Source organism: Streptomyces pinistramenti (genome assembly GCF_020564935.1).
GTDB classification, from domain to species: Bacteria; Actinomycetota; Actinomycetes; order Streptomycetales; family Streptomycetaceae; genus Streptomyces; species Streptomyces pinistramenti.
This window is the reverse complement of record NZ_JAJCXB010000032.1, coordinates 1-25,518: the sequence shown is the minus strand read 5'-3', so window position 1 is coordinate 25,518 and position 25,518 is coordinate 1. Positions and strand designations below refer to the sequence as shown.

The 25,518-nt window shown below is 72.0% G+C and carries 23 protein-coding genes; 15 read left to right on the top strand and 8 right to left on the bottom strand.

Annotation, left to right across the window (positions count from 1 at the left end; translation table 11 throughout):
• Positions 1-237: 237 nt before the first annotated feature.
• Entirely contained in the window at positions 238-453 is a 216-nt protein-coding gene (locus LIU39_RS21295) for an I78 family peptidase inhibitor (protein WP_227048410.1), read from the top strand.
• 117 nt (positions 454-570) lie between these two features.
• Here LIU39_RS21295 and LIU39_RS21290 read toward each other — a convergent pair whose 3' ends face one another.
• Both LIU39_RS21290 and LIU39_RS21285 read right to left on the bottom strand, forming a co-directional pair.
• Positions 571-1,602 carry a phosphatase PAP2 family protein gene (locus tag LIU39_RS21290; RefSeq protein WP_227048409.1) on the bottom strand — a complete coding sequence of 344 codons (1,032 nt, stop codon included), beginning with the start codon at positions 1,600-1,602 and terminating at the stop codon, positions 571-573.
• Positions 1,603-1,867: 265 nt separating this feature from the next.
• Positions 1,868-3,058 (bottom strand): putative hexosyltransferase, encoded by a 1,191-nt coding sequence (locus LIU39_RS21285; RefSeq protein ID WP_227048408.1) that lies wholly within the window; start codon positions 3,056-3,058, stop codon positions 1,868-1,870.
• Between the two features lie 213 nt (positions 3,059-3,271).
• Here LIU39_RS21285 and LIU39_RS21280 point away from each other — a divergent pair, with 213 nt between their 5' ends.
• Together LIU39_RS21280 and LIU39_RS21275 are read left to right on the top strand one after the other, a co-directional pair.
• Positions 3,272-4,894 (top strand): MFS transporter, encoded by a 1,623-nt coding sequence (locus LIU39_RS21280; protein WP_227048407.1) that lies wholly within the window; start codon positions 3,272-3,274, stop codon positions 4,892-4,894.
• Between the two features lie 111 nt (positions 4,895-5,005).
• Positions 5,006-6,202 (top strand): acyl-CoA dehydrogenase family protein, encoded by a 1,197-nt coding sequence (locus LIU39_RS21275; RefSeq protein ID WP_227048406.1) that lies wholly within the window; start codon positions 5,006-5,008, stop codon positions 6,200-6,202.
• A gap of 47 nt (positions 6,203-6,249) precedes the next feature.
• Here LIU39_RS21275 and LIU39_RS21270 read toward each other — a convergent pair whose 3' ends face one another.
• The 4 genes from LIU39_RS21270 to LIU39_RS21255 form a co-directional block, all read right to left on the bottom strand.
• Positions 6,250-6,702: a cell division protein SepF gene (locus tag LIU39_RS21270; protein ID WP_227048405.1), complete on the bottom strand. Its 453-nt coding sequence runs from the start codon at positions 6,700-6,702 to the stop codon at positions 6,250-6,252.
• 389 nt (positions 6,703-7,091) lie between these two features.
• Complete coding sequence (locus tag LIU39_RS21265) at positions 7,092-8,051, bottom strand: ABC transporter substrate-binding protein (RefSeq protein WP_227048404.1); 960 nt, start codon at positions 8,049-8,051, stop codon at positions 7,092-7,094.
• Complete coding sequence (locus tag LIU39_RS21260) at positions 8,048-8,557, bottom strand: GNAT family N-acetyltransferase (RefSeq protein ID WP_227048403.1); 510 nt, start codon at positions 8,555-8,557, stop codon at positions 8,048-8,050. The genes LIU39_RS21265 and LIU39_RS21260 overlap by 4 nt, the downstream gene beginning before the upstream one ends.
• The gene (locus LIU39_RS21255; RefSeq protein WP_227048402.1) at positions 8,554-9,648 is read right to left on the bottom strand and encodes an LLM class flavin-dependent oxidoreductase; all 1,095 of its coding nucleotides are present in this window, start codon (positions 9,646-9,648) and stop codon (positions 8,554-8,556) included. The genes LIU39_RS21260 and LIU39_RS21255 overlap by 4 nt, the downstream gene beginning before the upstream one ends.
• A 478-nt stretch (positions 9,649-10,126) precedes the next feature.
• On the opposite strand from LIU39_RS21255, the gene LIU39_RS21250 reads away from it, so the two are divergent.
• From LIU39_RS21250 to LIU39_RS21200, 11 genes are all read left to right on the top strand, one after another.
• Positions 10,127-11,002, top strand: coding sequence for an amino acid ABC transporter permease (locus LIU39_RS21250; RefSeq protein WP_227048401.1), 876 nt, complete (start codon positions 10,127-10,129; stop codon positions 11,000-11,002).
• Positions 10,999-12,888 carry an FAD/NAD(P)-binding protein gene (locus LIU39_RS21245; protein ID WP_227048400.1) on the top strand — a complete coding sequence of 630 codons (1,890 nt, stop codon included), beginning with the start codon at positions 10,999-11,001 and terminating at the stop codon, positions 12,886-12,888. The genes LIU39_RS21250 and LIU39_RS21245 overlap by 4 nt, the downstream gene beginning before the upstream one ends.
• Positions 12,872-13,771 (top strand): amino acid ABC transporter permease, encoded by a 900-nt coding sequence (locus tag LIU39_RS21240; RefSeq protein ID WP_227048399.1) that lies wholly within the window; start codon positions 12,872-12,874, stop codon positions 13,769-13,771. Before LIU39_RS21245 ends, LIU39_RS21240 begins: the two co-directional genes overlap by 17 nt.
• Positions 13,768-14,535 carry an amino acid ABC transporter ATP-binding protein gene (locus tag LIU39_RS21235; protein ID WP_308409403.1) on the top strand — a complete coding sequence of 256 codons (768 nt, stop codon included), beginning with the start codon at positions 13,768-13,770 and terminating at the stop codon, positions 14,533-14,535. Before LIU39_RS21240 ends, LIU39_RS21235 begins: the two co-directional genes overlap by 4 nt.
• Position 14,536: 1 nt before the next feature.
• The gene (locus LIU39_RS21230; RefSeq protein WP_227048398.1) at positions 14,537-15,562 is read left to right on the top strand and encodes an ABC transporter substrate-binding protein; all 1,026 of its coding nucleotides are present in this window, start codon (positions 14,537-14,539) and stop codon (positions 15,560-15,562) included.
• 24 nt (positions 15,563-15,586) lie between these two features.
• On the top strand, positions 15,587-16,648 hold the full coding sequence (locus LIU39_RS21225; RefSeq protein ID WP_227048397.1) for an LLM class flavin-dependent oxidoreductase: 1,062 nt from the start codon (positions 15,587-15,589) through the stop codon (positions 16,646-16,648).
• Complete coding sequence (locus LIU39_RS21220; protein WP_227048396.1) at positions 16,648-18,030, top strand: NtaA/DmoA family FMN-dependent monooxygenase; 1,383 nt, start codon at positions 16,648-16,650, stop codon at positions 18,028-18,030. The genes LIU39_RS21225 and LIU39_RS21220 overlap by 1 nt, the downstream gene beginning before the upstream one ends.
• Positions 18,027-18,812: a DUF1684 domain-containing protein gene (locus LIU39_RS21215; RefSeq protein ID WP_227048395.1), complete on the top strand. Its 786-nt coding sequence runs from the start codon at positions 18,027-18,029 to the stop codon at positions 18,810-18,812. Before LIU39_RS21220 ends, LIU39_RS21215 begins: the two co-directional genes overlap by 4 nt.
• A 292-nt stretch (positions 18,813-19,104) precedes the next feature.
• Positions 19,105-20,010, top strand: coding sequence for a S1 family peptidase (locus LIU39_RS21210; protein WP_227048394.1), 906 nt, complete (start codon positions 19,105-19,107; stop codon positions 20,008-20,010).
• A 190-nt stretch (positions 20,011-20,200) separates the two neighbouring features.
• Positions 20,201-21,238, top strand: coding sequence for a slipin family protein (locus LIU39_RS21205; RefSeq protein ID WP_227048393.1), 1,038 nt, complete (start codon positions 20,201-20,203; stop codon positions 21,236-21,238).
• Positions 21,239-21,833: 595 nt separating this feature from the next.
• Positions 21,834-22,898 (top strand): S1 family peptidase, encoded by a 1,065-nt coding sequence (locus tag LIU39_RS21200; RefSeq protein WP_264483080.1) that lies wholly within the window; start codon positions 21,834-21,836, stop codon positions 22,896-22,898.
• A 236-nt stretch (positions 22,899-23,134) separates the two neighbouring features.
• Here the strand turns inward: LIU39_RS21200 and LIU39_RS21195 are convergent, their stop codons facing one another.
• On the bottom strand, positions 23,135-23,587 hold the full coding sequence (locus LIU39_RS21195; RefSeq protein WP_227048392.1) for a subtilase-type protease inhibitor: 453 nt from the start codon (positions 23,585-23,587) through the stop codon (positions 23,135-23,137).
• Positions 23,588-23,905: 318 nt separating this feature from the next.
• Entirely contained in the window at positions 23,906-24,964 is a 1,059-nt protein-coding gene (locus LIU39_RS21190) for a YhgE/Pip domain-containing protein (RefSeq protein WP_227048391.1), read from the bottom strand.
• A 270-nt stretch (positions 24,965-25,234) separates the two neighbouring features.
• Between LIU39_RS21190 and LIU39_RS21185 the strand changes: the two genes are divergently transcribed.
• A partial coding sequence (locus LIU39_RS21185) for a PHP domain-containing protein (RefSeq protein WP_227048390.1) occupies positions 25,235-25,518 on the top strand: 284 nt, incomplete at its 3' end.

The window sequence follows — 25,518 nt, the reverse complement described above, 5'->3', positions numbered from 1 at the left end:
TTGGGGTTCCGGGGCCGCCGCCGTTACCGCGTCCGGAATTTGATCACAACGGAATTCAGGCTGCATTATTTTCCACCCGGTTGCGGCATCACGCAGGGCATATGAGTGACGGAAGTTACCGTAAACACCTCGGCCTTGGCCGTGACACAAGTGTGACCAATGAAAGACCGTGAAGAGACCGGAGGCCCGGCCGGAAGGGCCTTCCACGCATCGCCGCGGGCGCCTACGGTGACTGTCATGGCTCCCGAACCACAGCTTCCGAACGAACCCGATGACGACATCGAGACCTATGTCGGCCTCGACCAGCAGGACGCCGAGGAGCGGGCCCGCGAGCGCGGCTGGACCACGGTCCGCTCGCTGCCGCCGGGCATGATGATCACCATGGAGTACCTCGGCGGCCGGATCAATTTCGAGGTCAAGGACGGCCGGGTGCACCGCAGCTGGAAGGGCTGACCGGGCCGTACGCGCTCCGTAAGACGACGAAGGCCCCGGCCCGCTCCAGGAGGAGCGGCCGGGGCCTTCGGTGCGGGGTGGTGGGTGTGCGTACCGGCCCCGCGGATCGTGGGTGGGTCAGGGGCTCTGGCTGTGGCCGCGCCCGGAGGTCGGGCTCAGCGGCGGGGTGCGCGGGACGCGGTCCGCGTGCGGCGGCCGCCGGCTGCCCGCCGGGGTGACGGGCGAGCGCTCCGCGCGGGAGGTGTGCGGCCGCGCCGGGTGGTGCGGCCAGCCGTCCGGGGCGCGGGTGGCGGTGCCACGGCCGCCGGGGGGCGCGGGGACCGCCTCGCGCAGCAGGATCTCGCCGTCCGGTGCCACACGCTGCGGCGACAGCCCGGCCGACGCACCGACCGGCAGCGGGCCGCGCAGCGAATCGGGGCGCAGTCGCAGCCACAGCCGCAGCAGGATGCCCATGAGGCGGTCCTCCGCCCAGGTCATCGCGGGCTCGAACCACGGCAGCGCCAGCAGCACCAGCAGCCCCGCAGCCCAGCCGAGCAGCACGTCGCTGACCCAGTGCGTACCGAGGTAGACGGTGGTCATGCCGACGCCCAGCGCGCCCAGTGCGGCGATCACCGACAGGGTGCGGCGGCGCAGCGGCGTGGTCGCCAGATAGGCCAGCACGCCCCAGGTGACCACGGCGTTGGCGGTGTGACCGGACGGGAATATATCGCCGCCGAGCCACATCTCGGTGGAGCCGACCGTGGTCGCGTAGTGCGGTCCGAGCCGGCCCATGCCGATCTTGGCCGCGCCCACCGTCATGTTCAGCAGCAGCAGCGAGGCGCCCAGCACCAGCAGCGGGTGGAGGTTGCGCTGCCGCCAGCAGCGCCAGCCCAGCCATGCCGCGACGGCCAGTGCCGTCGGTCCGCGCTGGCCCAGGACCACGAAGTAGTCGAGGAAGGCATGGATCGACGGCCACTGTTTGTAGGGCCGGAAGAGCATGACCTGCCAGTCGAAGGTGACCAGCCATGTGGAAGCCAGCACTCCGGCCACGATCGCGAGGTACACCGCCAGCGTGCCCCAGAACAGCCATAGGCGGGTCTGTGTCATGCGTGGTCGGGCGCGGTCGGTCGGGCGCTCCTCCATCTGGTCGAGCTTGTCATCGGTACGCACTCAATCGACGTTACCGCGTGTGATGTAGGTGCTTGGTCAATCCGTGCGCTTTGTAATGACGATGTGATGTGGAATGTGTCTCAAGCCATCCCGGGAAGCGCGGAATCGGAACGGAATTCATGGGGAATCGGATTCCCGTACCGGCATCCGCGTGTCGCCGCGCCGAGAGCTTTATCTGCTTTTCCTCACGACCGTTTATCCGTGATGGGTGTGCCTGTTGGTGATCGTTTCCCGGCCGCGGCGGTCACGGAGAGAGATCTTTCGGTCACGGAGGGCCTGAACCGTTCAGCCAGAACGCGCCGTATGCCGCCGACGCCACCGCCACCACCCCGATCAGCAGTCCGGCGCGCAGCGGCCGCCACCGGGCAAGGCCGGCGGCGAGCGGCAGCAGCAGCGTGAACGCCGGGAGTATCAGCCGCGGCTTCGACCCGAAGAAACCCTTGGCGGTCAGCGCGAGCAGCAGCACCACCCCGCCGTAGACCAGCAGCGGCAGCGGCTGCCCCCGCCGTGCGCCGTGGACGTAGAGCCAGATCACCAGCACGACGGCGGTCAGCAGCGCGAGGCCGACGGCGAAACCCGGGCCCGACACGAGGCCCCAGAGATAGGTGCCGAAGGCGATGCCGCCGTCGAAGCCGTTGCCCCAGCCGCCCTGGACGTCGAGGTAGCCGGTGAAGCTGCCCTGCCGGGCGCCCACCCACAGGAAGAAGCCGCACCAGCCGAGCGGCGCCAGCAGGACACCCGCCACCATCCCGCGGTGCCGGGCCGCGCTCGACCGAAGACTCGCGCCGCCCGCCCGGTCGTTCCACACGGTCACCGCCGCGGTGACCCACACGGCAGCGACCACCGCGGCGCCCACCGGGCGGGTCAGCCCGGCCAGCGAGGCCAGTACGCCGGCCCACATCCAGCGTCCGGTCAGTACGGCGTACACACCCCAGGCGGCCAGCGCGGTGAACAGCGACTCCGAGTACGCCATCGACTGCACGATGCCGATCGGGAGTGCGGCCCACAGCGCAGCCAGCGCGATGCCGGCCCGCGGCCCGTGCAGCCGCTCGCCGATCGCGTACAGCGCCCAGGCGGCGGCGAGGGAGGACAGCCAGGCGACGGCCATCCCGGCGTCGGCGGCGGTCAGCGGGAAGAGTGCCGACAGGCCCCGCTCCAGCCACGGCAGCAGCGGGAAGAACGCGAGGTTGGAGTGGATCAGGCCGGGCACCGGCTCGACGGTGTAGCCGTAGCCCAGCTCCGCGACGCGGGTGTACCAGAGCGCATCCCAGCGGGCGGTGAGCAGGGTGTGCCAGTTGTTGCCTGCGGCGGCGGACCATACGGCGAGCACGGCGATGCCCAGGAGGCGGATCGCCGCGAACGCCGCCACCGCCGGCAGGGCGCGGCGCGCGGCGGCCCGGGTGGCGGGGCGGCACAGCGTCCGGCCGGGGGCGGCGGTGGAGGCGAGGTCGTTCATCGGGTCGATTATCCAGGTGGGGGGAGAGCGCGGTGCCGCCGCGGGGGGACGCAACTCCTGGTGCTGCGATGCGCGTCTCATCGAGAGGTGAGCCACACGTGCCCCTGCGCGACTCGCGTAGTCTGACGTCTCAACTCGCCCGTGCCGCCGGTTTCCCCGGGGCTTTTTCGCGCCCTGATCCGCGGCCGCGAGAGCATGACAGGAGGTGCGTGCATGACCGGGACGACCCCGTCCGGCACGGGAAGGTCGGCTGGTGCTCCCCGGATCTCAGGGGACGGCGCGAACCGGTGGACCGTGCTGATCGTGCTCTGCGTCAGCCTGCTGTTCGTCGCGCTGGACACCACGATCCTGTACGTGGCGGTGCCCTCCGTCACCGAGGATCTGCGTCCCGGCCCGGTGGAACTGCTGTGGATCGTCGACGTCTACCCGCTCATCGCGGCGTCGCTGCTGATCCTGTTCGGCACCCTCGGCGACCGCGTGGGACGCCGGCGCATTCTCCTGCTCGGCTATGGCCTGTTCGGCCTCGCATCGGCCGCCGCCGCCCTCGCGCCGAATCCGCAGATCCTGATGACGGCGCGTGCGCTGCTCGGCATCGGCGGCGCCATGATCATGCCGGCCACGCTGTCGATCCTCCGTCAGGTCTTCCCCGACCGGCGGGAGCGGGCGGTGGCGATCGGCGTCTGGAGCGCGGTGGCCGCGGTCGGCGCCGCCGTCGGGCCGGTGCTCGGCGGCTTCCTCGTCGAGAACTTCTGGTGGGGCTCGGTCTTCCTCATCAACATCCCGATGATGCTGGTGATGCTGCTGATCGGGCGCTGGATGCTGCCCGAGTCGCGCGGCGAGCGCAACGGCCCGTGGGACGTGACCGGCGCGGTCATCGCGGCCCTCGGCGTGCTGGGTGTCGTCCTCGGCGTCAAGCGCATCGGCAGCGGTACGGCCGTTCTCGGCCTGACCTCGCTCGGGCCGATCGTCCTGGGCGCCCTGCTGCTGGTCCTTTTCGCCCGCAGACAGCGCAGGCGGGAGCATCCGCTGATCGACGTGCGGCTGTTCGCGCGGCCCGCGTTCGGCACCTCCGTCGGCTGCATCGTGCTGGCGATGCTCGCCCTGGTGGGCCTGCAGCTGATAGCGGTTCAGTACCTCCAGCTCGTCCTCGGGCTGACGCCGTTGCAGACCGGCCTGCGGATGCTGCCTTTGGTCTTCGCCGCGATGGCTGCGGGGCTCACCGGCTCCCGGGTGCTACAGGCCGTCGGCCCGCGCGTGATGGTTTCCTGCGGCTTCGTGCTCACCGCGGGCGCGGTGCTGTGTCTGACCGCGATGAACGCGCAGGACCGTTTCTGGCTGCTCTCCCTCGGCTTCGTGCTGCTCGGATTCGGCTTCCAGAGCACGCTGTTCGGCGCGTACGAGTCCATGCTCAGCGAGGCGCCGCCGGAGCAGGCGGGCGGCGCGGCCGCGATCGGGGAGACCTCCTACCAGCTCGGCGCCGGTATCGGGGTGGCCCTGCTCGGCAGCGTCATGAACGCCGCCTACGCCCCGGGTCTCGGTCATGTGGACGGCGTCCCGGCGCGGGCGGCGGCCGCGGCCTCGCACTCCCTGGGCGAGGCGTACAAGGTGGCGTCCGGGCTCGGTGGTCCGGCGCGGGAGGTGCTGCGGGAGACGGCGCGCGACGCCTTCGTCCGCGGCCTGCACATCACGCTCGTCGCCAGCGCCGTGCTGCTGCTGGTCGGCGCGGCCATCGCACTGCGGCTGCCGCGCCGGGCCGCGGACTCCGTGGAGCGCGCGGAGGGCGACAACGCCGCGGGCTGCGACAGCGAGCCCGCCGCGGCGAGGTCCCACGGCTGACCTGAGGCGCGGCGGCTCTTGCCCGCGCGGCGCGGCGGGCCGTACCGTCGGCACGAGCCATAACTACCACTGCTAGTTTTCGCGCGTGCCGATCCTCCCGGAGGCCCCGTCATGTCCGCAAAGCCGCCCTCGACGCTCCCGCCGTTCGACCCCGCCGACCCGCTGGGCATCGACGACCTGCTCACCGACGAGGACCGCGCCGTACGCGGCACCGTCCGCCGGTGGGCCGCCGACCGGATCCTGCCGGACATCGCCGACTGGTACGAGCGCGGCGAACTCCCCGGAATCCGCGAACTGGCCAGGGAACTGGGCTCGCTCGGCGCCCTGGGCATGTCGCTGACCGGCTACGGCTGCGCCGGCGCCTCCGCCGTCCAGTACGGACTGGCCTGCCTGGAGCTGGAGGCGGCCGACTCCGGCATCCGCTCGCTGGTCTCCGTACAGGGCTCGCTCGCCATGTACGCGATCCACCGCTACGGCTCCGAAGAGCAGAAGCAGCAGTGGCTGCCGCGGATGGCGTCCGGCGAGGTCATCGGCTGCTTCGGCCTCACCGAGCCCGACCACGGTTCCGACCCGGCCGGAATGCGCACGTACGCGAAGCGGGACGGCGGCGACTGGGTGCTCAGCGGCCGCAAGATGTGGATCACCAACGGTTCGGTGGCCGGGGTCGCGGTGGTCTGGGCCGCCACCGACGACGGCATCCGCGGCTTCGTCGTGCCCACGGACACCCCGGGGTTCTCGGCTCCCGAGATCAAGCACAAGTGGTCCCTGCGCGCCTCGGTGACCAGCGAGCTGGTCATGGACGAGGTGCGGCTGCCCGCCGATGCCGTGCTGCCCGGCGTCACGGGGCTGCGCGGCCCGCTCGGCTGCCTGAGCCACGCCCGCTACGGCATCGTCTGGGGCTCGCTGGGCGCCGCCCGCGCCTGCTTCGAGGCGGCGTTGGACTACGCGAGGACGCGGGAGCAGTTCGGCAAGCCCATCGGCGGCTTCCAGCTCACCCAGGCCAAGCTCGCCGACATGGCCGTCGAGTTGCACAAGGGGATGCTGCTCGCCCACCACCTGGGCGTGCGGATGGACGCCGGGCGGCTGCGGCCCGAGCAGATCAGCTTCGGCAAGCTGAACAACGTTCGCGAGGCGATCGAGATCTGCCGCACCGCCAGGACCGTCCTGGGCGCCAACGGGATCTCCCTGGAGTACCCGGTCATGCGGCACGCCACCAACCTCGAATCGGTGCTCACCTACGAAGGCACCGTCGAAATGCACCAGTTGGTGCTGGGGAAGGCGCTCACCGGTCTCGACGCCTTCCGCTGAGCCGAGGGGGCGGGGCGGTGGTGAGCCGCCGCCCCTGCCGCCCGTCCTCAGCTCTGGTTGAAGAAGCCGCCATTGCGGTGGCCTTCGTTCTCGCCGCTGACGACCTTGTAGTCGGCCGGGGTGAGCAGGAAGACCCGGGTGGCGACCCGCTCGATCGAGCCGCGCAGGCCGAAGGCGATCCCGGCGGCGAAGTCCACCACGCGCTTGGCGTCGGCCGAATCCATGGCCGTGAGGTTGACGATCACCGGGATGCCGTCCCGGAACAGTTCACCGATGCCGCGGGCGTCCCCGAATCCGTCCGGGGTGACCGTGGCGATGCGGGTGCTGCTCTGGTCCTGGGGGCTGCTCTCGGCGACCCGGAGCCGTGGGTCGGTCGCCCAGGAGCCGCTCGCCGGGTTTCCGGGCTCAGCTCCCTCGGCGTAGTCGTCGTCGTAGTAACGCTCGTCATCGTTGTCGTCGACGAGGCCAAGCCAGGCACTCGCCTTGCGCACCGATCCCATGGACGCCTCCTCTCACCCGCGGTGTCTGTATGTCCGCCTCTCTATGGTCGTCCATGATGCGGAGGGAGTGCCAAGTGGATAGCCGCCGCACGGGGGGTTCGTGACACATCTGGTGCAGAGAGGGTGGCGTCACGTCAGGTCCCGGGGCTGTGAGGGGAACTGACGGCGTGACGGACGTCACGATAGAGGCGGGTGGCGGGTGCTGTCGATACGCGGTCCGGCCGGGGATTCCGTTCGACCGGCGGGTCGGTTCCGTGGGGAGACCTGGGCATATGTCCGAAGCATCGGATACCGGGGGTGTCGGCTTTACGGTGCCGGATGCGGGCGTACCGGTGTGAGGCGGAAGGCGGGGCGCGAGCGGTGGGGGCGGCCGCCCGCGCCGCTGTGGTTCAGCGGCCGAGTTCCGGCGGGCTGATCTGCGAGGTCTTGATGGCCGATGCGGAGGTGCCCCACTTCTTCAGGATCCGGTCGTACCTCCCGTCCTTCTTCAGCCGGTTGACGGCCGCCTGCACGGCGGGGGTCAGGGGGCTGCCCTTCTTGAAGGCGAAGCCGACGTCAAGGCGCTGGAATTCGTTGAGGAAGCGCAGGCCCGGCTGCTGGCGTACGGCGTAGCGCAGGCCGTTGATGGTGCTCATCACCACGTCCGAGCGGCCCTGCTGGAGGGAGATCCACAGTGCGCCCTGTTCGGCGTAGGTCTTGACGTCGTAGGGCTTCTTCCCGGCGGCGGTGCAGTCCTTGCGGTGGTCCTCCAGGGTCGCCTCGAAGGTGGTGCCCGCGCCGGTGGCCACCGTCAGCCCGCACAGCTGCCGCAGCGAGGTGACCTTCTTCAGCGGGCTGTCGTCGCGGACCGCGAAACCCTGGCCGTCGTTGATGTACGTGACGAAGTCGACGGCCCTGCGGCGCTCGTCGGTGACGCCGAAGTTGCCGGTGCCCAGGTCGTACTTGCCGCTGCCGAGGGCCGGCAGGATCGCCTCGAAGCCGGCCACCTCGCGGGTGAGCTTGACGCCCAGGACCTTGGCGACCGCGTCGGCGAAGTCGATGTCCTGGCCGGCCACCGTCCGGCCGTCCGGGAGGTAGGTGGCGCCCGGCGGGGTGCCGACGCTGGTGGCCAGCGCGAGGGTGCCGCGCGACCGGACGGCAGCGGGCAGCAGTTTCGCGGCTGCCGGGTCCTTCGGGATGCCCGAGACGACGTCCGTGGTGGGGATCTTGGCGGCGGCCGGGTCCGGGTCGCCGGCGCCGGCCGCCGGGCCGCCCGCTCCGCAGGCGGTGAGCGCGAGGGCGGCGGCGAGCAGGGCCGCGGCCCGCAGGGGCGGGGTGCGCGGCCGTCGGCGGGTGGTGGGGGTGGTCATGGGCGCGCGGTCTCCAGAGGTTTCTCGAACGGCAGCGGGCCGATCGATTCCGGTGGTGCGGTGAGGTCGAACAGCGGGCGGTATCCGGCAGCGAGGTAGAGGCCCCTGGCCTCCGGCTGGCGCGGTCCTGTCGTCAGGCAGACGCGGGTGTAGCCGCGCGCCGCCGCCTCCCGTTCCAGTGCGTCGAGCACCCGCCGGGCCAGGCCGCGGCGGCGGTGCGCGGAGTGCGTCCAGATGCGTTTGAGTTCGGCGGTGCGGAGGTCGTAGCGGCGGAAGGCGCCGCCGGCGACCGGCACGCCGTCCGCCATGAGCAGCAGGAAGGCGCCTCCGTGCGGCGGGGTGAACTCCTCGGCCGGGTACTCCTGGCTCAGGTCGACGGGGTGGCCGTAGCGGGTGCGGTATTCGTGGGTGAGTTCGTCGAGCAGTGGCCGGGCGAGCGGGTCGGTGGGGGTGGTGTGGCGCACGGTCGGTCCGTCGGCCCGCAGCGGGCGGGGTGCGGTGGTCATCCGGCCACCTTGGCAGCGAGGGCCGGGCCGTCGGAAGCGGCCACGGACGGGTTCGGCCACGCCAGCGTGTCGGGCAGTTCGTGGCGCAGCGTGGGCAGGACTTCGGCGGCGGTCAGCCGCAGGACGTCGGCCTTGCGGGCGAACGGCAGGCCGGCGACCTCGACGGAGAAGAACTGGAGCGCATGGCCGTAGGCGTCGTGCTGGTGGCGGATCTTGTCGGCGATCCGGCCGGGGGAGCCGATGAAGGCGGGGCCGTGGTCGGCCGCGTCGTCCACGGTGCGGAACGGCGTGTTGTTGCCGGGGACGTCGCGTCCTGCGACGGCCGTTTCGTAGTACGGCCCGAACTCGCGGCGGGCGGTGCGGTCGTCGGCCGCGGCGTAGAGCGTGCCGCCGGAGCCGACCAGTGCGGCCGACGGATCGTGTCCGTAGGCCGCCCAGCGGGCGCGGTAGCGGTCGATGAGCCGGGCGTAATTGGCCACCGGCTGGATGGCGTTGGCGGAGAACAGCGGGTCGCCCCAGAGCGCGGCGAGTTCCACCGAGCGTTCGCTGGTGGCGCTGCCGTGCCAGACGGCGGGTGGCCGCTGGTACGGGCGGGGGAGCGTGGTGACCTCGCCGAGCGGCGGCCGGAAGCTGCCTGACCAGGTGACCTTCTCCTCGCTCCACAGCCGGCGCAGCAGCTCGTAGTTCTCTTCCTGGAGCGCGTACTGGTCGCCGGGGTCGCGGCCGAACAGGGCCCATGGTTCGGGGGCGTTGCCCTTGCCGATGGTCATCTCCAGGCGGCCGCCGGAGAGCTGGTCGACGGTCGCGTAGTCCTCGGCGACCCGTACCGGATCGAGGGTGGAGAGCACCGTGACGGTGGTGAAGAGCCGGATGCGGTGGGTGCGGGCGGCGATGGCGCCCAGGACGGCGGGCGGCGAGCTGGACAGGAAAGGCGGTCCGTGCCGCTCCCCGACGCCGAACGCGTCAAAGCCCAACTCCTCGGCCAGCACCGCGAGTTCGATGACTTCGCGGAACCTTTCGGAGGGGGAGATGAGGTGCCCGGACAGTGCGTCCGGGACGTGGTCGATCAGTGTCATGACGCCGAAGCGCATACCGCGCCCTTCTTCGAGCATGCCGAAGGAACAGGGGAGAGGGAGGGAGGGAAGGAAGGAAGGGGGAAACGGGAAAGCGAGGAAGTGCGAGGGGAGTGCGTCGCGGGGCGGCGCGGGTGTGAAGGCGCGCGGTGGCGGGGGAGAGAACCGCGGATCGGCCCGGCCGGATGCGGCAGCGGGCTTCAGGGCAGGGCGTCAGCTCAACAGGAGGACGACCACACGCGACCGAAGTCGATGTGGTCACGGGTGACCAGCCGCTGCCATGCGTTCATGCCGCTAAGTGGAACAGGCATCCGTTTGCGCGTCAACAGGGAAGTGATCCACCGCTCACAGTGTGGACAACCACGTGGACACCCTTGACAGCGAGGGCCGTTCACCCCATAGCCTCATGGGACGGCCGTGCTGAGGGGCGGGGCCGTTCTGCCTGTGTGAAGGCGCTCATCTCCCGTGTTCGATCACGAATCCACGGAGCCTTCGCATGTCTTCCGGCACCCTCGACACCCTTGCCGCATCCGCCGCGGCCCCGTCCGGCGGCCCGCATCCCCCGGATCCCGACGTCCCGCGCATCGTGCCGCGGCGCCCCGTCGGCCAGTGGGCGGCGGCCGCCGTCGTCCTCCTGCTGCTGGCCCTGGCCGTCCGCTCCGTCGTACGCAACGACGCCTTCCGGTGGGACGTGGTCGCCGACTACTTCCTGACCGACGCCGTGCTGCGCGGCTTGGGCCTGACCCTCTGGCTGACCGGCGTCGTCATGGTGCTCGGCTTCGCCCTGGGCACCCTGCTCGCCACCATGCGGCTCTCCGCCAACCCCGTGCTGCGCGGCGTCAGTTCGGGCTACGTCTGGCTCTTCCGCTCGATGCCGGTCCTGGTGCAGCTGCTGTTCTGGTTCAACATCGGCGCGCTGTACCCGACGATCCTCGGCGTCAGGACCGTCCAGCTGCTCGGCCCGGCCGCCATCGCCGTCATCGGCCTGACCCTGCACGAGGCCGCCTACGCGGCCGAGGTCGTGCGGGCCGGCATCCTGTCCGTCGAGAAGGGGCAGCTGGAGGCCGCGCAGTCGCTCGGCCTCGGGCCCTGGCGGCGGCTGTGCCGGATCGTGCTGCCGCAGGCGATGCGCGCGATCGTGCCACCGGCCGGCAACATGCTGATCGGCACCCTCAAGGGCACCTCCATCGTCAGCGTGATCGCGGTCAACGACCTGCTCTACTCGGTCCAGTTGGTCTACCACCGCACCTACCAGGTCATCCCGATGCTGCTGGTCGCCACCCTCTGGTACGTCGCGGTCACCTCGGTGCTCGGCGTCGGCCAGCACTTCGTCGAGCGGCACTACGCCCGCGGGACGGCGGGTGCGCGGTGAGGCCGTCCGTGGTGATCGTGGGGGCCGGGCCGCGGGCCACCGGCATCATCGAGCGGATCGCCGCCAACGCCCCTGAGCTGTACGGCGACGCGCCCCTCGACCTGCATCTGGTCGACCCGTACCCGCCGGGCGGCGGCCGCATCTGGCGCCGGGACCAGTCCCCGCTGCTGTGGATGAACTCGCTCGCGGAAGACGTCACGATGTTCACCGACGAGAGCGTCGAGATGGCCGGCCCGGTGCGTCCCGGGCCCTCGCTCGCCGAGTGGGCCGCAGCGGTGCGCACGGGCGAGATCCGCACCCCGTCCGCGCTCGCCGCCGCCGTCGCCGGTCTCGGGCCGCGCGAGTTCCCCGGCCGCCGGATCCAGAGCGCTTACCTGGGCTGGGTGTACGAGCGGGCGGTGGCCGCGCTGCCGCCGCGGATCGCCGTCCACGAGCACCGCCGCCGCGCCGTACGGGTCGTGGGGCCGCGCGACGGCAGGCAGCAGGTCTGGCTGGAGGGCCGCCCCACGCCGCTGACCGCCGACCTCGTCGTTCTCACCCTGGGTCACCTGGACGCCCAAGCCCCGCCAGAACAACGGGAGTTGGCTCGCTTCGCGACACGCAACGGCCTGACGTACCTGCCGCCCGACTTCACGGCCGACAGCGACCTGAGCGCCCTGCGGCCCGGCGAACCGGTGCTCGTGCGGGGCTTCGGCCTGGCCTTCATCGACCTGATGGTGCTGCTCACCGAAGGCCGCGGCGGCACGTACCGCACCGAGGCCGACGGCCGGCTGACCTACCACCCCTCGGGGCGCGAGCCCGTCCTGCACGTCGGCTCGCGGCGCGGGGTGCCCTACCACTCCAAGATCGGCTACGAGCTCGACGGTGCCCGCCCGCCGCTGCCGCGGTTCCTCGGGCCCGCCCAGATCGACGCCCTGCTCGCCCGCCCCGACGGCTTCGACTTCCGGCGCGACGTGTGGCCGCTGATCGACAAGGAGCTGGGCTTCGCCCACTACCACCGGCTGTTCTCCGCCCACCCCGAACGCACCCGGATCCCCTGGCCGGAGTTCGACGAGCGCTACGCCGCCGCGGAACCCGGCAGCCCGGCGCTCGGGGCGCTGGCCGCCGCCGCGGTCCCCGACCCCGCCGACCGGCTCGACCTGGACGCGCTCGACCACCCGCTGGCCGGCCTGCGCTACCGGGACACCGACGCGCTCCAGGACGCCCTGCGCGGCCACATCGAGGACGACCTGACCCGCCGCCACGACCCGGCACACAGCCCCGACCTGGCGGTCTTCCTCGGTCTGCTGTCCGTCTACGGTCAGCTGGTGCGGCTCGGCGACCGCGGCCCGTGGTGGCACGGCTTCTTCAGCTTCCTCGCATCCGGCCCGCCAGGACCCCGGCTGCACCGGCTGCTCGCCCTCTCCCGGGCCGGCGTGGTGCGCTTCCTCGGCGCGGACACCACCGTCACCGCCGACGAGTGGGCCGGACGGTTCACGGCCCGGTCGGCGAGCGTGCCGGGCGCGGTGACAACGGCCCGCGCGCTGGTCGAGGCGCGGCTGCCGGAGCCGACCGTGACGGAGTCACGGGACAGCCTGCTGCGCGCGCTGCACGCCGACGGCGCGGCGGCCACCCCCGCCGGGCTGCTGTCCGTGCACCCCGCGGACGGCCGGATCCTGGACCGGGCAGGCCGCCCGCACCCGCGCCGCTTCGCCCTCGGCCCGCACACCGACGCCCGCTCCGGCGGGGCCTTCACCCGGCCCCGCACCAACGCCCCCGCCTTCCGGCAGAACGACGCGAGCGCACGGGCCCTGCTCGCCTTCCTGGCGCAGCGGGCCCCTTGGCCGCACGCCGTCGCCGCCCGCACCGCACCCACATCCGAGGACTCCCATGCCGCTGACCACTGAACCGCCCGCCGAAAAGACCGCAGCCGAGCGGGCCGGGCCACCGCAGGCCGGCGATCCGGCGGCGCTGAAGGTCGTGCCCGTACGGCATCCCTGGCGCTGGGTCGCGATTGCGGTCACCGCCGTGCTCCTCGCCCAGTTCGCCCACGGGCTGATCACCAACCCGGCCTGGGAATGGGGGGTGTTCGCCCAGTTCTTCACCGCGCAGACGGTGCTCAAGGCGGTCGGCATCACCCTCCAGCTGACCGTCTACGGCACCGCCATCGGCTTCGCCCTCGGTATCGTGCTGGCCTTCATGCGGCTGTCGGCCAGCCCCTTCCTGCGCTGGGTCGCGCTCGGCTACATCTGGGCCTTCCGCTCCATCCCGCTCATCGTCCAGCTGCTGTTCTGGTTCAACCTCGCCTACCTCTACAAGCGGCTCGACTTCGGCATCCCGTTCGGGCCCGGCATCTTCTCCTTCGAGACCATGGGCCTGGTCGGCGCGCTGGGCGCGGCGGTGCTCGGCCTCGCGCTGCACCAGGCCGCCTACGCCGCGGAGATCGTGCGCGGCGGCGTACTGGCCGTGGACGGCGGCCAGTTGGAGGCGGCGGCCGCGCTGGGCATCCCGCGGCTGCGGCAGCTGCGCCGGATCGTGCTGCCGCAGGCGATGCGCTCGATCCTGCCGAACGCCGCCAACGAGGTCATCTCCCTCTTCAAGGGCACCTCGATCGTCTCGGTCATGGCGATCGGCGAACTCTTCTACCAGGTCCAGGTCATCTACGGCCGCAACGGCCGCGTGGTGCCCCTCCTCATGGTCGCCACCGCCTGGTACATCCTCCTGACCAGCGTGCTCTCCATACTCCAGCACTACGTGGAGCGCCACTTCGCGAAAGGCACGACCCGATGAGCGCCCCCGCCATGGTCGATATCAAGGCCGTCCACAAGAGTTTCGGATCGCTGGAAGTGCTGCGCGGCATCGACCTGGAGGTGAGGGCCGGCGAAGTCACCGTCGTGCTCGGCCCGTCCGGCTCGGGCAAGTCGACGCTGCTGCGCACCATCAACCACCTGGAGAAGGTCGACAGCGGATCGGTGAGCGTGGACGGCACGCTGGTCGGCTACCGGCGCTCCGGCGACAAGCTGTACGAGCTGCGCGAGCGCGAGATCCTCAAGCAGCGCACCCACATCGGCTTCGTCTTCCAGAACTTCAACCTCTTCCCCCACCTGACGGTCCTGGACAACATCACCGAAGCGCCCGTGTCGGCGCTGCGCCGCCCCAGGAAGGACGTCACCGCGACGGCCCGCGCGCTGCTGGAACGGGTGGGCCTGGTGGACAAGGCCGACGCCTATCCGCGGCAGCTCTCCGGCGGCCAGCAGCAGCGCGTCGCCATCGCCCGCGCGCTCGCGCTGGAGCCCAAGCTGCTGCTCTTCGACGAGCCGACCTCCGCCCTCGACCCGGAGCTGGTGGGTGAAGTCCTGGACGTCATCAAGGACTTGGCCCATCAGGGCACCACGATGATCGTCGTCACGCACGAGATCGGCTTCGCCCGCGAGGTCGCCGACACCGTCGTCTTCATGGACGACGGCCGGATCGTCGAGCAGGGCCCGCCCGCCGAGGTCCTCGACCGCCCGCACCACGCGCGCACCAAGTCCTTCCTCTCCAAGGTCCTGTGACATGCGCACCACCCGGAGAACCGCCCGGACAACCCCTTTGAGGAGCAGCCCCGTGATCCGCCGCCGCACCCTGTCCGCCGTCGCCGCCCTCGCCGCTGGCTGTGCCCTGCTCACCGCCTGCGGGGACGGCCGGGCGTCGGGCGACGACGCCGTACCGGCCGGCGCGAAGGGCTCCACCCTCAACATCGGCCCCGACCAGCACCGCATCCGCGGCAAGAAGGACGCGGCGGCCGCTGCCCTGGTGCCGCAGCGCGTCCGCAGGGCCGGTGCGCTGCGCATCGGTGTGGAGGCCGGCAGCGTCCCGCCGCTGAGCTTCTACGCCTCCGACGACCGGACCCTGATCGGTGTCGAGGAGGATCTGTCCACGCTCGTCGCCGACACCCTCGGCCTGAAGCCGCAGTTCGACCCGCTGTCCTGGGAGAACCTCTTCGTCGGCCTGGACAGCGGCAAGCTCGACGCCGTCTTCTCCAACGTCACCGTCACCGAGGACCGCAAGCAGAAGTACGACTTCGCCACCTACCGGCTCGACGAGCTGGCCATGGAGGCGAAGAAGGGCAGCGGCTGGAAGGTCCGCGGCCCCAAGGACGTCGCGGGCAGAACCATTGCGGTCAGCTCCGGCACCAACCAGGAGAAGATCCTCGTCGACTGGAGTGAGCAGAACGAGCGGGCCGGGCGCAAGCCGGTCGACATCAAGTACTTCCAGAAGAACTCCGACACCTACCTGGCCCTCCAGTCGGGCCGTATCGACGGGTACTTCGGACCGAACCCGACGGTCGCCTACCACGTGAAGACCGCCGGGCAGACCGAGAGCATCGGGCACTTCTCCGGGGGCGGCGACCGCATCCAGGGCAAGATCGCCGCCACCACGAAGAAGGGCAGCGGCCTGGCCGACGCGTACGCCGCAGCGCTGCGCAAGACCATCGCCGACGGCAGCTACGCGAAGGTGCTCGACCGCTGGGGACTGTCCGCCGAAGCCCTCACGACCTCGCAGGTCAACCCGCCCGGCCTGCCCAAGACAGCGAACTGACCCGGCGTAACGGAAGGCACACCCATGTCCGCACCACGACACCCGCTCCACCTGGCCGTCGCGCTGGACGGCCCGCACCCGGCCGGCCAGGAGCCCCCCGGCCCCGACGGCGCGCGCCGCTACGACGCCGACCACTACGTCCGCCTCGCCCGCATCGCCGAGCACGGCACCCTCGACTTCGTCACCCTCGGCGACAGCTTCGCCCGGCCGGGCCCCGACGCGCTCGCCGTGCTCGCCCGGGTGGCGCCGGCGACCGCACGCATCGGCCTGGTCCCCACCGTCACCACCACCCACACCGAGCCCTTCCACGTCTCCACCACCGTCAGCACCCTGGACTGGGTCAGCGTCGGCCGGGCCGGCTGGCAGGCCGACGTGTCCACCACCGAGGCCGAGGCCGCGCTCTTCGGCCGGCGGCCCGCCGCCCCGCCGGCCGAGGTGTGGCGCGAGGCGGGCGAGGTCGCCGACGTCGCCGCCCGGCTGTGGGACAGCTGGGAGGACGACGCCGAGATCCGCGACCGGGCGAGCGGCCGCTTCATCGACCGCGACAAGCTGCACTACGTCGACTTCACCGGCACCACCTTCACCGTCCGCGGCCCCTCCATCGTCCCCCGCCCGCCCCAGGGCCGGCCGGTCATCGTCGTCGACGCGACCGGCGCGGACGACGGGGCCGCCGACGCCGTACGCGAAGTGGCCGCAGCCCACGCGGATGTCGCGCTGGTCAGGGCCGAGGACCCGCAGACCGCCGGCGCCGCCCGCGACGACCTGCGCGCCCGCGCCCGCGCGCACGGCCGCGACCCGGACCGGCTGGTCGTCCTCGCCTCGCTGCCCGTCGAGCTGTACGCACCGGGCGACGCCGCCGGGCTCGCCGACCTGATCGGCGACTGGCACGCCGACGGCGCGGCGGACGGCTTCCACCTGCGGCCCGCCGACCCGGCGCGCGACCTCGGTCTCCTGGTCGACACCGCCGTCCCGGTGCTGCGGGAGCGCGGCCTGCTGCGCCGCGCCTACCCGGGTGCCACGCTGCGCGAGCACCTGGGCCTGCCCCGCCCCGCCAACCGTTACGCGCTCGCCCGAGAGGCTTCGTGATGACCACGCCCCGTACCGCACCGCAGCCCGGTGCCCGCAAGCAGATCCACCTGGCGGCGCACTTCCCCGGTGTCAACAACACCACCGTCTGGGCGGACGCCCCGCCCGCCGGCGCCGGCCCGGACGCCGCGCGGCATCCCGCCCTGGGCAGCCAGATCGCCTTCTCGTCCTTCACCCACCTCGCCCGCACCGCGGAGCGCGGCCTGTTCGACTTCTTCTTCCTCGCCGAGGGGCTGCGGCTGCGCGAGCACAAGGGCCGCATCCACGACCTCGACGTGGTCGGCCGCCCCGAATCGCTCACCGTGCTGAGCGCGCTGGCCGCCGTCACCGACCGGCTCGGCCTGGCCGCCACCGTCAACGCGACCTTCAACGAGCCCTACGAACTGGCCCGCAGGCTGGCCTCGCTCGACCACCTCAGCGAGGGCCGGGCCGCCTGGAACGTCGTCACCTCATCGGACGCCTTCACCGGCGAGAACTTCCGCCGCGGCGGCTACCTCGACCGCGCCGACCGCTACACCAGGGCCGCCGAATTCGTCGCCACCGCACGGGAGTTGTGGGATTCCCAGGCCGCCGACGGACACCCCGGGCCCTTCGACCACGCCGGCACCCACTTCGACATCCGCGGCGAGTTCACGCTCCCGCGCAGCCCGCAGGGTCACCCCGTTGTCATCCAGGCGGGCGACTCGTCCGAAGGCCGCGAGTTCGCCGCATCCACCGCGGACGTGATCTTCACCCGGCACAGTGGCCTGGAGGCCGGGCAGTCCTTCTACGCCGACGTCAAGGCCCGGCTCGCGGCGTACGGCAGGAAGCCGGACGACCTCAAGATCATGCCCGGTGTCACCTTCGTGCTCGGCGACACCGCCGCCGAGGCCCAGCAGCAGGCCGCCGAGATCCGCAGACAGCAGGTGTCGCCGCAGAACGCGCTGCTCGCACTGGAGCAGATCTGGGGTGTCGACCTCTCCGCCTACGACCCCGAAGGGCCGCTCCCCGACATCGACCCGGTCCCCGAATCCGAACTCGCCCAGGGCCGCGTCAAGATCGCCGACCCGAAGGCGGTGGCCGACAGGTGGCGCGCGCTGTCGCAGGCCAAGGGCCTGTCCATCCGGGAGACCGTCATCGAGACCACCGGCCGGCAGTCCTTCATCGGCACGCCGGAAGCCGTCGCCGAAGAGATGGACACCTTCGTGCAGTCCGAGGCCGCCGACGGCTTCATCCTCGTGCCGCACCTGACCCCCGGCGGCCTCGACCCGTTCGTCGACCGGGTCGTGCCGCTGCTCCAGGAGCGCGGCGTCTTCCGCACGGAATACACCGGCACCACCCTGCGCTCACACCTGGGGCTGCCGGACCCGGCACGTCCGGTAGGGAAGGGTGACCGGTCATGAGCACGCAAGCACTTCAGGAGTGGCAGGAGTGGCGCGAGCAGCGCGCCGCGACGGTCACCCAGCCGTACGGGCCCCTGGCCCTGACCGGCACCCACTGGCTCGCCGACCACCCCGACGGGCACATCGAAGGACTCCCGGGACGCTGGACCGATGACGGCGACGCGGTCCTGCTGCGAGCCGCCGCGGCCGACGGCCTCGCCGTCGACGGCACACCCCTCGACGGCGAGGTACGGCTCGGCCGGGACACCGCGCCCGAGACCACCCGCGTCACCCAGGGCGCGCGCCACTTCCTGGTGCTGCACCGCGAAGGGCTGTGGGCGGTACGCGACTTCGACCCCGGCTCGGCGGCCCGTACCGCGTTCACCGGCATCGACGTCTTCGACCACGACGAGCGCTGGGTGCGCCCCGGCCTCTACCGCCCCTACCCGCAGGGCAGGACCGTCCAGGTGCCCAACGCCGACGGCGCGCGGCGCGGCCTCGGTCTCGCCGGTGAACTGGCCTTCACCCTCGACGGCGACGAGCACACCCTCCAGGTCGCGGTCGAGGGCGACGGCTCCCTGTGGGCGGTGCTCGCCGACGCCACCAGCGGCACGGACAGCTACCGCTTCCGCTTCCTGCGGCCGCCGGCCCCCGCAGCCGACGGCACGGTCACCGTCGACCTCAACCGCGTCCTGCTGCCGCCCTGCGCCTTCGCCGACCACTTCATCTGCCCCTTCCCGCCGCCCGGCAACACTCTGCCCATCGCCCTGCGGGCCGGTGAACGGAACCGCAGCGCGAGCTGATCCGTCACACCCCCGACCGAGGGGGTCACCGGCCGTCCCGGCGTTCCCGGAAGGGGGCGCCGGGACGGTGCATGTCCCTGTGCCGACGGTTTTTCCTGCCCTTGGGCCCCTGCCGTCCCCGCTGCCCCACGCCTTCCCAGGCCCTCTTGCGCTGCGGGCCGTTGCGCCCGACACTCCCGATCAGCGCTTGTCAGGGACACGCGGAAACGGGAACGTGCGGATTCCCGCGTGCCCTTCGGCTGCGCCTCACGGGCCACCATCGGCGGCCCATCGATCCCCTCGGAGGAATCACGTGAGGAATGCGCGTATCAGACCCAGAAGCGGCGTGGCGAGACGCACCCGGCTGATCGCCGTTGCGTCAGGACTGGTGGCCGTAGGAGCCATCGCGATCCCGACCGCCAACGCCCAGGACCCCGCACCCGCACAGAAGTTCAGCGCCTCCCAGCTCTCCGCCGTCGGTTCCGCTGTGCGTTCCGCGGACGTCGGGGGCACCGCATGGCGGGTCGACCCGCAGACCCGCACCCTGGTCGTCACGGCCGACCGGACCGTCTCCCGCGCCGAGATCGCCTCGATCGAGCGGGCGGCGGGCGGCAACGCCGGCGCCCTGCGCATCGAGCGCACCTCCGGCACCCTGCGCAAGCTCATCTCCGGCGGCGACGCCATCTATGCCCCCAGCTGGCGCTGCTCGCTCGGCTTCAACGTCCGCAGCGGCAGCACCTATTACTTCCTGACGGCCGGTCACTGCACCGACGGCAACCCGCCCTGGTACACGAACTCCACGAACACCACGAGCATCGGCACCACCACCGGCTCCAGCTTCCCCGGCAACGACTACGGCATCGTGAAGTACACCTCATCGGTCGGCCACGAGGGGACGGTCGGCGGCCAGGACATCACCAGCGCCGGTACCCCGAGCGTCGGCCAGACCGTCACCCGCCGCGGCTCCACCACCGGCACCCACAGCGGCAAGGTCACCGGCCTGAACGCCACCGTCAACTACGGCAACGGCGACATCGTCTCCGGACTCATCCAGACCACGGTCTGCGCCGAGCCCGGCGACAGCGGCGGCCCGCTGTACTCCGGCACCACGGCGCTCGGCCTCACCTCGGGCGGCAGCGGCGACTGCACCTCCGGCGGCACCACCTTCTTCCAGCCCGTCACCGAGGCGCTCAGCGCCTACGGCGTGAGCGTCTACTGACGGCGCGGAGCGGCCCGTACGCACCGCTCCTGACCTGCTGATATCCGAGCGCGACCGGGCGAGGGTCCGGGAGGGCGGGGCCCTGTCCGCCGGCGGACAGGGCCCGTCGACCTACCGCCTGCTCCGTAAACCGGGCATACCATGGTAAAGAGCAGCAACCCGGACGGATGGCGGATGTCAGGGGGCTTCGATGCTGGAAGAACTGGTGACCAGCGGCGTGGCGGTCGCGTCGGTGGGTGTCGTCTACGTGCTGGCGGCGGCGCGGGTGGTCAGGCAGTACGAACGCGGTGTGGTGCTCCGGCTCGGCCGACTGACCTCGTCGGTCCGCGACCCCGGATTCACCATGATCGTTCCGTTCGTCGACCGGATGCGCAAGGTCAACATGCAGATCGTCACGATGCCGGTGCCCGCCCAGGAAGGCATCACCCGGGACAACGTCACCGTCCGCGTCGACGCGGTGGTCTACTTCAAGGTCGTCGACGCCGCCGACGCGGTGATCGCCGTCGAGGACTACCGCTTCGCCGTCTCCCAGGTCGCGCAGACCTCGCTGCGCTCGATCATCGGCAAGAGCGACCTGGACGAACTGCTCTCCAACCGCGAGAAGCTCAACCAGGGCCTCGAAGTCATGATCGACAGCCCGGCGCTCGGCTGGGGCGTGCAGATCGACCGGGTCGAGATCAAGGACGTCTCGCTGCCGGAGACGATGAAACGCTCGATGGCACGCCAGGCGGAGGCCACCCGTGACCGGCGGGCCCGGGTCATCAACGCCGACGCCGAACTCCAGGCGTCGAAGAAGCTGGCCGAGGCGGCCCAGGAGATGTCCGGGCAGCCGGCCGCGCTCCAACTGCGGCTGCTGCAGACCGTGGTGGCCGTCGCCGCGGAGAAGAACTCCACGCTGGTGCTGCCCTTCCCCGTGGAGCTGCTGCGCTTCCTGGAACGCTCCGGCCTCCAGGCCGAGGCCGAGACGGTGCGCGCCGCGGCCGGGGCGGACCGCCCCCGGCCGCAGGAAGAACCGGCCGCCCCGCCCCCGGACCCGCACGGCACCTACATCGCCGACCTCGTCACGGACAACCCCGCCCCCCTCACCGACCCCACCTCACCCACGCCCCTCGGCCCGGACCCGGCACTCGCCCCCGACCACTACCTGGAGGCGGGCCGGGAACCGGACGACGAGAGCGAGCCGGGCGGCCCGGAACAAGGGGAGAGGGAGCGGGGGACGGGCTCCTGAAGCCCTGAGCGGGAGCCCTCGAAGCAGCAGCTCACCGAAGATCAACTGATTCCGGCCGGACCCGACGGGCCCCGCGGCAACATCGCCGCGGGGCCCGCTCGCGCGTCCGGCCGCCGGATCCGCGCCGCGACTCTGCTGCCTCTTCCGCCTCCAATGCCACCCAGCGCTGGGGCCGTTGCCGCCTGTGTGCCTGAACGGCGGTCGGCCGGCGCGGTGTTCGGCGCCGATGCCACGAGCCCCGTCCGGTATCCGGAGTGAAGTGATCCGGACCGATGGTTTCCGGACAGGTGTAGTCCTTACCGGGTGCGTGCCATCGGCTGCTCGGTGTGGTCACCGGTGTCCGCACTCGGGAGCGACGTGCGCGGATATCGGTGTGAACGCGCTGTGCCGAAACGGTGAACTCCCGTACCCGAGACCGGAACTCGGTCTTGTGCGCGAGTGAGCGGGGTGGGAATACTCGGCGACGCACGTTGGCATGGACGCGACTCCCCGAGGTGATCGAGCGAGGGGCGCCCGTCTGTGACCTGTTCCTCACACTCTCCGGGCCCGCGCAGTCCCCACACGGCGGGCCCTTCCCCCCACGGGAGGCATTGAGTTGAAGCACCGTCGCATACCCCAGCGCCGTGCGGTTCTGGCCGGAGCGGGAGCACTGGCTCTCGCCGCCACCGCCACACTCACCCTCACCAACGCCAACGCAGCCCCCGCTCCGCAGGTCGCCAAGCTGAGCCCGGCCGCGGCCACCTCGCTCGCCTCGCAGTTCAAGACCGGCACCGTCGGCTCGTACTACGACGCACAGGCCAAGAAGCTCGTGGTCAACGTCGTGAACGAGTCGGCCGCGCACGCCGTCCAGGCCAAGGGCGCCGAGGCCAGACTGGTCAAGCACTCGCTGGCCCAGCTCGACTCGGCACGTCAGACACTGAAGTCGCAGGCGACCATCCCCGGCACCTCCTGGGGCGTCGACCCCCGGAGCAACAAGGTCGTGGTGACCGCGGACCGCACGGTCAAGGGCGCCGCGCTCGCCAAGCTCACGAAGGTCACCAAGGGGCTCGGCGACCGCGTCGAACTCCGGCACTCGAAGGGCGAGATCAAGCCTCTGATCGCCGGTGGTGACGCGATCTGGGGGAGCAGCGCCCGCTGCTCGCTCGGCTTCAACGTCGTCAAGGACGGCCAGCCGTACATCCTGACCGCCGGTCACTGCGGCAATGCCGTGAAGAGCTGGTCCGACCAGCAGGGCGGCCAGGAGATCGCCACCACGGAGACCTCCAAGTTCCCGGGCAACGACTACTCCATCGCCAAGTACACCAGCGACACCGCGCACCCCAGCGAGGTGGACCTCTACAACGGCAGCACCCAGAAGATCACCAAGGCCGCCGAGGCCACGGTCGGTGAGAAGGTGCAGCGCAGCGGCAGCACCACTCAGGTGCACGACGGCACCGTCAAGGCCCTCAACGCGACCGTCAACTACCAGGAGGGCTCGGTCGAAGGTCTGATCCAGACCGACGTCTGCGCCGAGCCAGGCGACAGCGGCGGCGCGCTCTTCGACGGCGAGTCCGCACTCGGCCTCACCTCCGGCGGCAGCGGCGACTGCTCCTCGGGAGGCGAGACCTTCTTCCAGCCGGTTCCCGCGGCCCTGCAGGCCGTGGGCGCCCAGATCGGCTGACCCGCCGCACCGGCACACACCACGCCGTGCCCGAACGGCCCGTCGCGGCACCGCACTTCGCGGAACCGCGCCGCGCCGCCGGGCACGGCAACGGCACCGGCCCCCGGACTTCTTCGACGTCCGGGGGCCGGTGCCGTGCCGCTTGCGCGCCCCTGGCCGGGCTGGGGGCGGGCACTGCCCCAGGGGTGGGCCCCCGGGGCGCAGGCCGTCCCCGCCCGCCGGCGCTCCCGGGGCGGTCAGAACTCGAAGACCGCGCCCGCGCCGTCCCGCATCGCGCAGGAGTTGGGGAAGGTGTGCGCGTACGAGACCCGGTGGCCCTGCCAGACGCCGTCCGCCGTCACCACGACCGGAGCCCATTCCTTGGTACACACCCGCGTGCTCTCGGCGCCGGTCACCTGGTCGAAGTCACCTGCCACGGTGCGCAGTTGGCCGCAGGCCGCGCGGGCGACGGGGTGGGTGCCGCCGGGTGCCGGGGCGCAGGTCAAGGTCACCGCACGCTCGACGGTGGCGCTCGCGCGACTTTCGCCCTGACCGACGGTCAGGACCAGGGCCGACGGGGCGTACAGCCCACCGGTCCGGGCGGACTGCGCCGCGGCGGTGGCCGGCGTGGTGGCCGCCTGCGCGGTGGTGGCCAGTGCGCCGAGAACCAGTGCCGCGCCGAGCGCGATCCCCCCAGTGATGTACCGCATGCCGAACACTCCCTTGCTCGAAGTTCCAGATAACGGACGGGAGTCTGGCCCAACGGCACAGTGATCGCACACCGGTCGATGACTTTCAGGCGATAGATGAAAGCGGTGGGTAATGGCGTGAACGGATGTGGTGATGCTGTGGAGATCCGGCGGCTTTGACGTGTGCGGCCAGCGGGTATATCGCTGCGTGGCAGCCGTCGGCCATCCCGCCGAGGGGGGTGCCACGGAGCGGATCCGGCCGCCGTACGGGTGCCGGATGCCGGTCCGGTGCCCGCGTAATGGCCCGAAGGAGATGTGTGGCGGGGCGCGCGGCCGGGTTCAGGCGGGCCGCGGCTCGGTTTTCCGGGCCCGCTTCCCGTTGTTTCCGTGCAGCGCCGCCAGCACGGTGGTGAGCACCGCGCCGCCCACCGCCCAGGCCGAGAGCACCAGCAGCGACGCGGTCAGCCCGTTGCCCCGGAAGTAGCCGACGGAGCGCGCCGCCCAGGTGCCGGCGCCCGGCGGCAGCGCCGGTCCGATCGCCCGCCAGAACGGCGGCAGCAGCGGATACGGATACGCGCCGCCCGCGCTCGGGTTGCCCAGCACCACGATCACCAGGATCGCCAGGCCGATGCCGATGACGCCGAGCAGCCCCTGGAACGCCAGGGTCGTGGCCCCCACGGCGAAGACCGTCAGCGCGCCCACCCCCCACAGCGCGAACAGGCTGCCGGGAAGCGCGCCGAGCACCGGCCCGATCACCACCGCGCCGGCCAGCCCCGCCACGAGCGAGTAGAGCGCGAGCGCGGCCAGCCGGATCACCGCCCGGGTGCCGTTCGCGGGGCGGGCGCCGGAGCTGATCGCCAGGATCGCGGCACAGAGATAGCCGCCGACGCACCAGCCCACCACGAGGTAGAACGACGACAGGCTGCGGGCGTCGCCACGGTCGGCGGGCGCCACGTCCTCGGTGCGCACGCTGCGGCCCTGGGCCTTCTCCACCGCGCCGACGACCGACTCGGCCGCCTGGGACAGCGAGGCCCCGCCGCCGCTCGCGACCAGCAGCCGGTCGGTGCTGCCGCGTGGGTCGACGAGCAGCGCGGCGTCGATCTTCCGGTCGTTCAACTGGCGCCGCGCGGCGGCCTCCGACGCCACCGCGCGCGGGTCGAGCGGCGAGCCGTCCAGCCGGTCCAGCTTGGTCACCAGCTGCCCCCGGGTCTGCGCCGGAGCGACCACGCCGAGGGCGATGTCGGTCGGTTCGGGAGAGTGGAAGGCTCCGGCGTACGAGGTGATGAACGCGATCATCAGGCCCAGTACGCCGACCACCAGCAGGGTGGCCCGGGGCGTCACCGCGTCCCGCACCTCTCCGATGAAGGTGGTGCGGGTGCCCTCGTCCGTCGTGGCCATTGCGCCGCTCCTCGCCCCGTCGAGCCGTGTCGTGCCCTGTCCTGCCGTGCCGCTTGCCTGCCGATGCCGCGCCGTGATGGGTGGTTCCGTGCCTCCACATCCTCCGGTCGGCGGCGTGCGCGCGCAGATCGGGCGCGGCCGATCGACGGAAAGCGGGACCGGCGGTGCCCTCCGTGCGTGTTCGTACGAATGTTCGAGCGAAGGGTTATGGTGGAGAGGGAAGAGGGACATGGGATCGGCCGGGGGGCGGATGAGGTACAGGAGGTGCGGATGCCGGGGTTCACGCATCTGCACACCGCTTCGGGGTTCTCCCTGCGCTACGGCGCCTCCCACCCGGAACGGCTCGCCGAGCGCGCCGCCGAACGCGGCATGGACGCTCTCGCGCTGACCGACCGGGACGGGCTCTCCGGCGCCGTCCGGTTCGCCAAGGCCGCGGCCAGGTCCGGAATCCGCCCGCTGTTCGGCACCGAACTGGCCGTCGGGGAGCGCGAAGTGCGGCCCCTGGAGGTCGGCACGGCCCGCCGGCGCACCCCGGGGCGCGGCGGCGCCGTCAT

Excerpts from the sequence above, each read along its gene's own strand:
- LIU39_RS21295 (WP_227048410.1), top strand. The coding sequence starts at position 238 with ATGGCTCCCGAACCACAGCTTCCGAACGAACCCGATGACGACATCGAG.
- LIU39_RS21285 (WP_227048408.1), bottom strand. The coding sequence starts at position 3,058 with ATGAACGACCTCGCCTCCACCGCCGCCCCCGGCCGGACGCTGTGCCGC.
- LIU39_RS21280 (WP_227048407.1), top strand. The coding sequence starts at position 3,272 with ATGACCGGGACGACCCCGTCCGGCACGGGAAGGTCGGCTGGTGCTCCC.
- LIU39_RS21275 (WP_227048406.1), top strand. The coding sequence starts at position 5,006 with ATGTCCGCAAAGCCGCCCTCGACGCTCCCGCCGTTCGACCCCGCCGAC.
- LIU39_RS21270 (WP_227048405.1), bottom strand. The coding sequence starts at position 6,702 with ATGGGATCGGTGCGCAAGGCGAGTGCCTGGCTTGGCCTCGTCGACGAC.
- LIU39_RS21265 (WP_227048404.1), bottom strand. The coding sequence starts at position 8,051 with ATGACCACCCCCACCACCCGCCGACGGCCGCGCACCCCGCCCCTGCGG.
- LIU39_RS21260 (WP_227048403.1), bottom strand. The coding sequence starts at position 8,557 with ATGACCACCGCACCCCGCCCGCTGCGGGCCGACGGACCGACCGTGCGC.
- LIU39_RS21255 (WP_227048402.1), bottom strand. The coding sequence starts at position 9,648 with ATGCGCTTCGGCGTCATGACACTGATCGACCACGTCCCGGACGCACTG.
- LIU39_RS21250 (WP_227048401.1), top strand. The coding sequence starts at position 10,127 with ATGTCTTCCGGCACCCTCGACACCCTTGCCGCATCCGCCGCGGCCCCG.
- LIU39_RS21240 (WP_227048399.1), top strand. The coding sequence starts at position 12,872 with ATGCCGCTGACCACTGAACCGCCCGCCGAAAAGACCGCAGCCGAGCGG.
- LIU39_RS21235 (WP_308409403.1), top strand. The coding sequence starts at position 13,768 with ATGAGCGCCCCCGCCATGGTCGATATCAAGGCCGTCCACAAGAGTTTC.
- LIU39_RS21230 (WP_227048398.1), top strand. The coding sequence starts at position 14,537 with ATGCGCACCACCCGGAGAACCGCCCGGACAACCCCTTTGAGGAGCAGC.
- LIU39_RS21225 (WP_227048397.1), top strand. The coding sequence starts at position 15,587 with ATGTCCGCACCACGACACCCGCTCCACCTGGCCGTCGCGCTGGACGGC.
- LIU39_RS21220 (WP_227048396.1), top strand. The coding sequence starts at position 16,648 with ATGACCACGCCCCGTACCGCACCGCAGCCCGGTGCCCGCAAGCAGATC.
- LIU39_RS21215 (WP_227048395.1), top strand. The coding sequence starts at position 18,027 with ATGAGCACGCAAGCACTTCAGGAGTGGCAGGAGTGGCGCGAGCAGCGC.
- LIU39_RS21205 (WP_227048393.1), top strand. The coding sequence starts at position 20,201 with ATGCTGGAAGAACTGGTGACCAGCGGCGTGGCGGTCGCGTCGGTGGGT.
- LIU39_RS21195 (WP_227048392.1), bottom strand. The coding sequence starts at position 23,587 with ATGCGGTACATCACTGGGGGGATCGCGCTCGGCGCGGCACTGGTTCTC.
- LIU39_RS21190 (WP_227048391.1), bottom strand. The coding sequence starts at position 24,964 with ATGGCCACGACGGACGAGGGCACCCGCACCACCTTCATCGGAGAGGTG.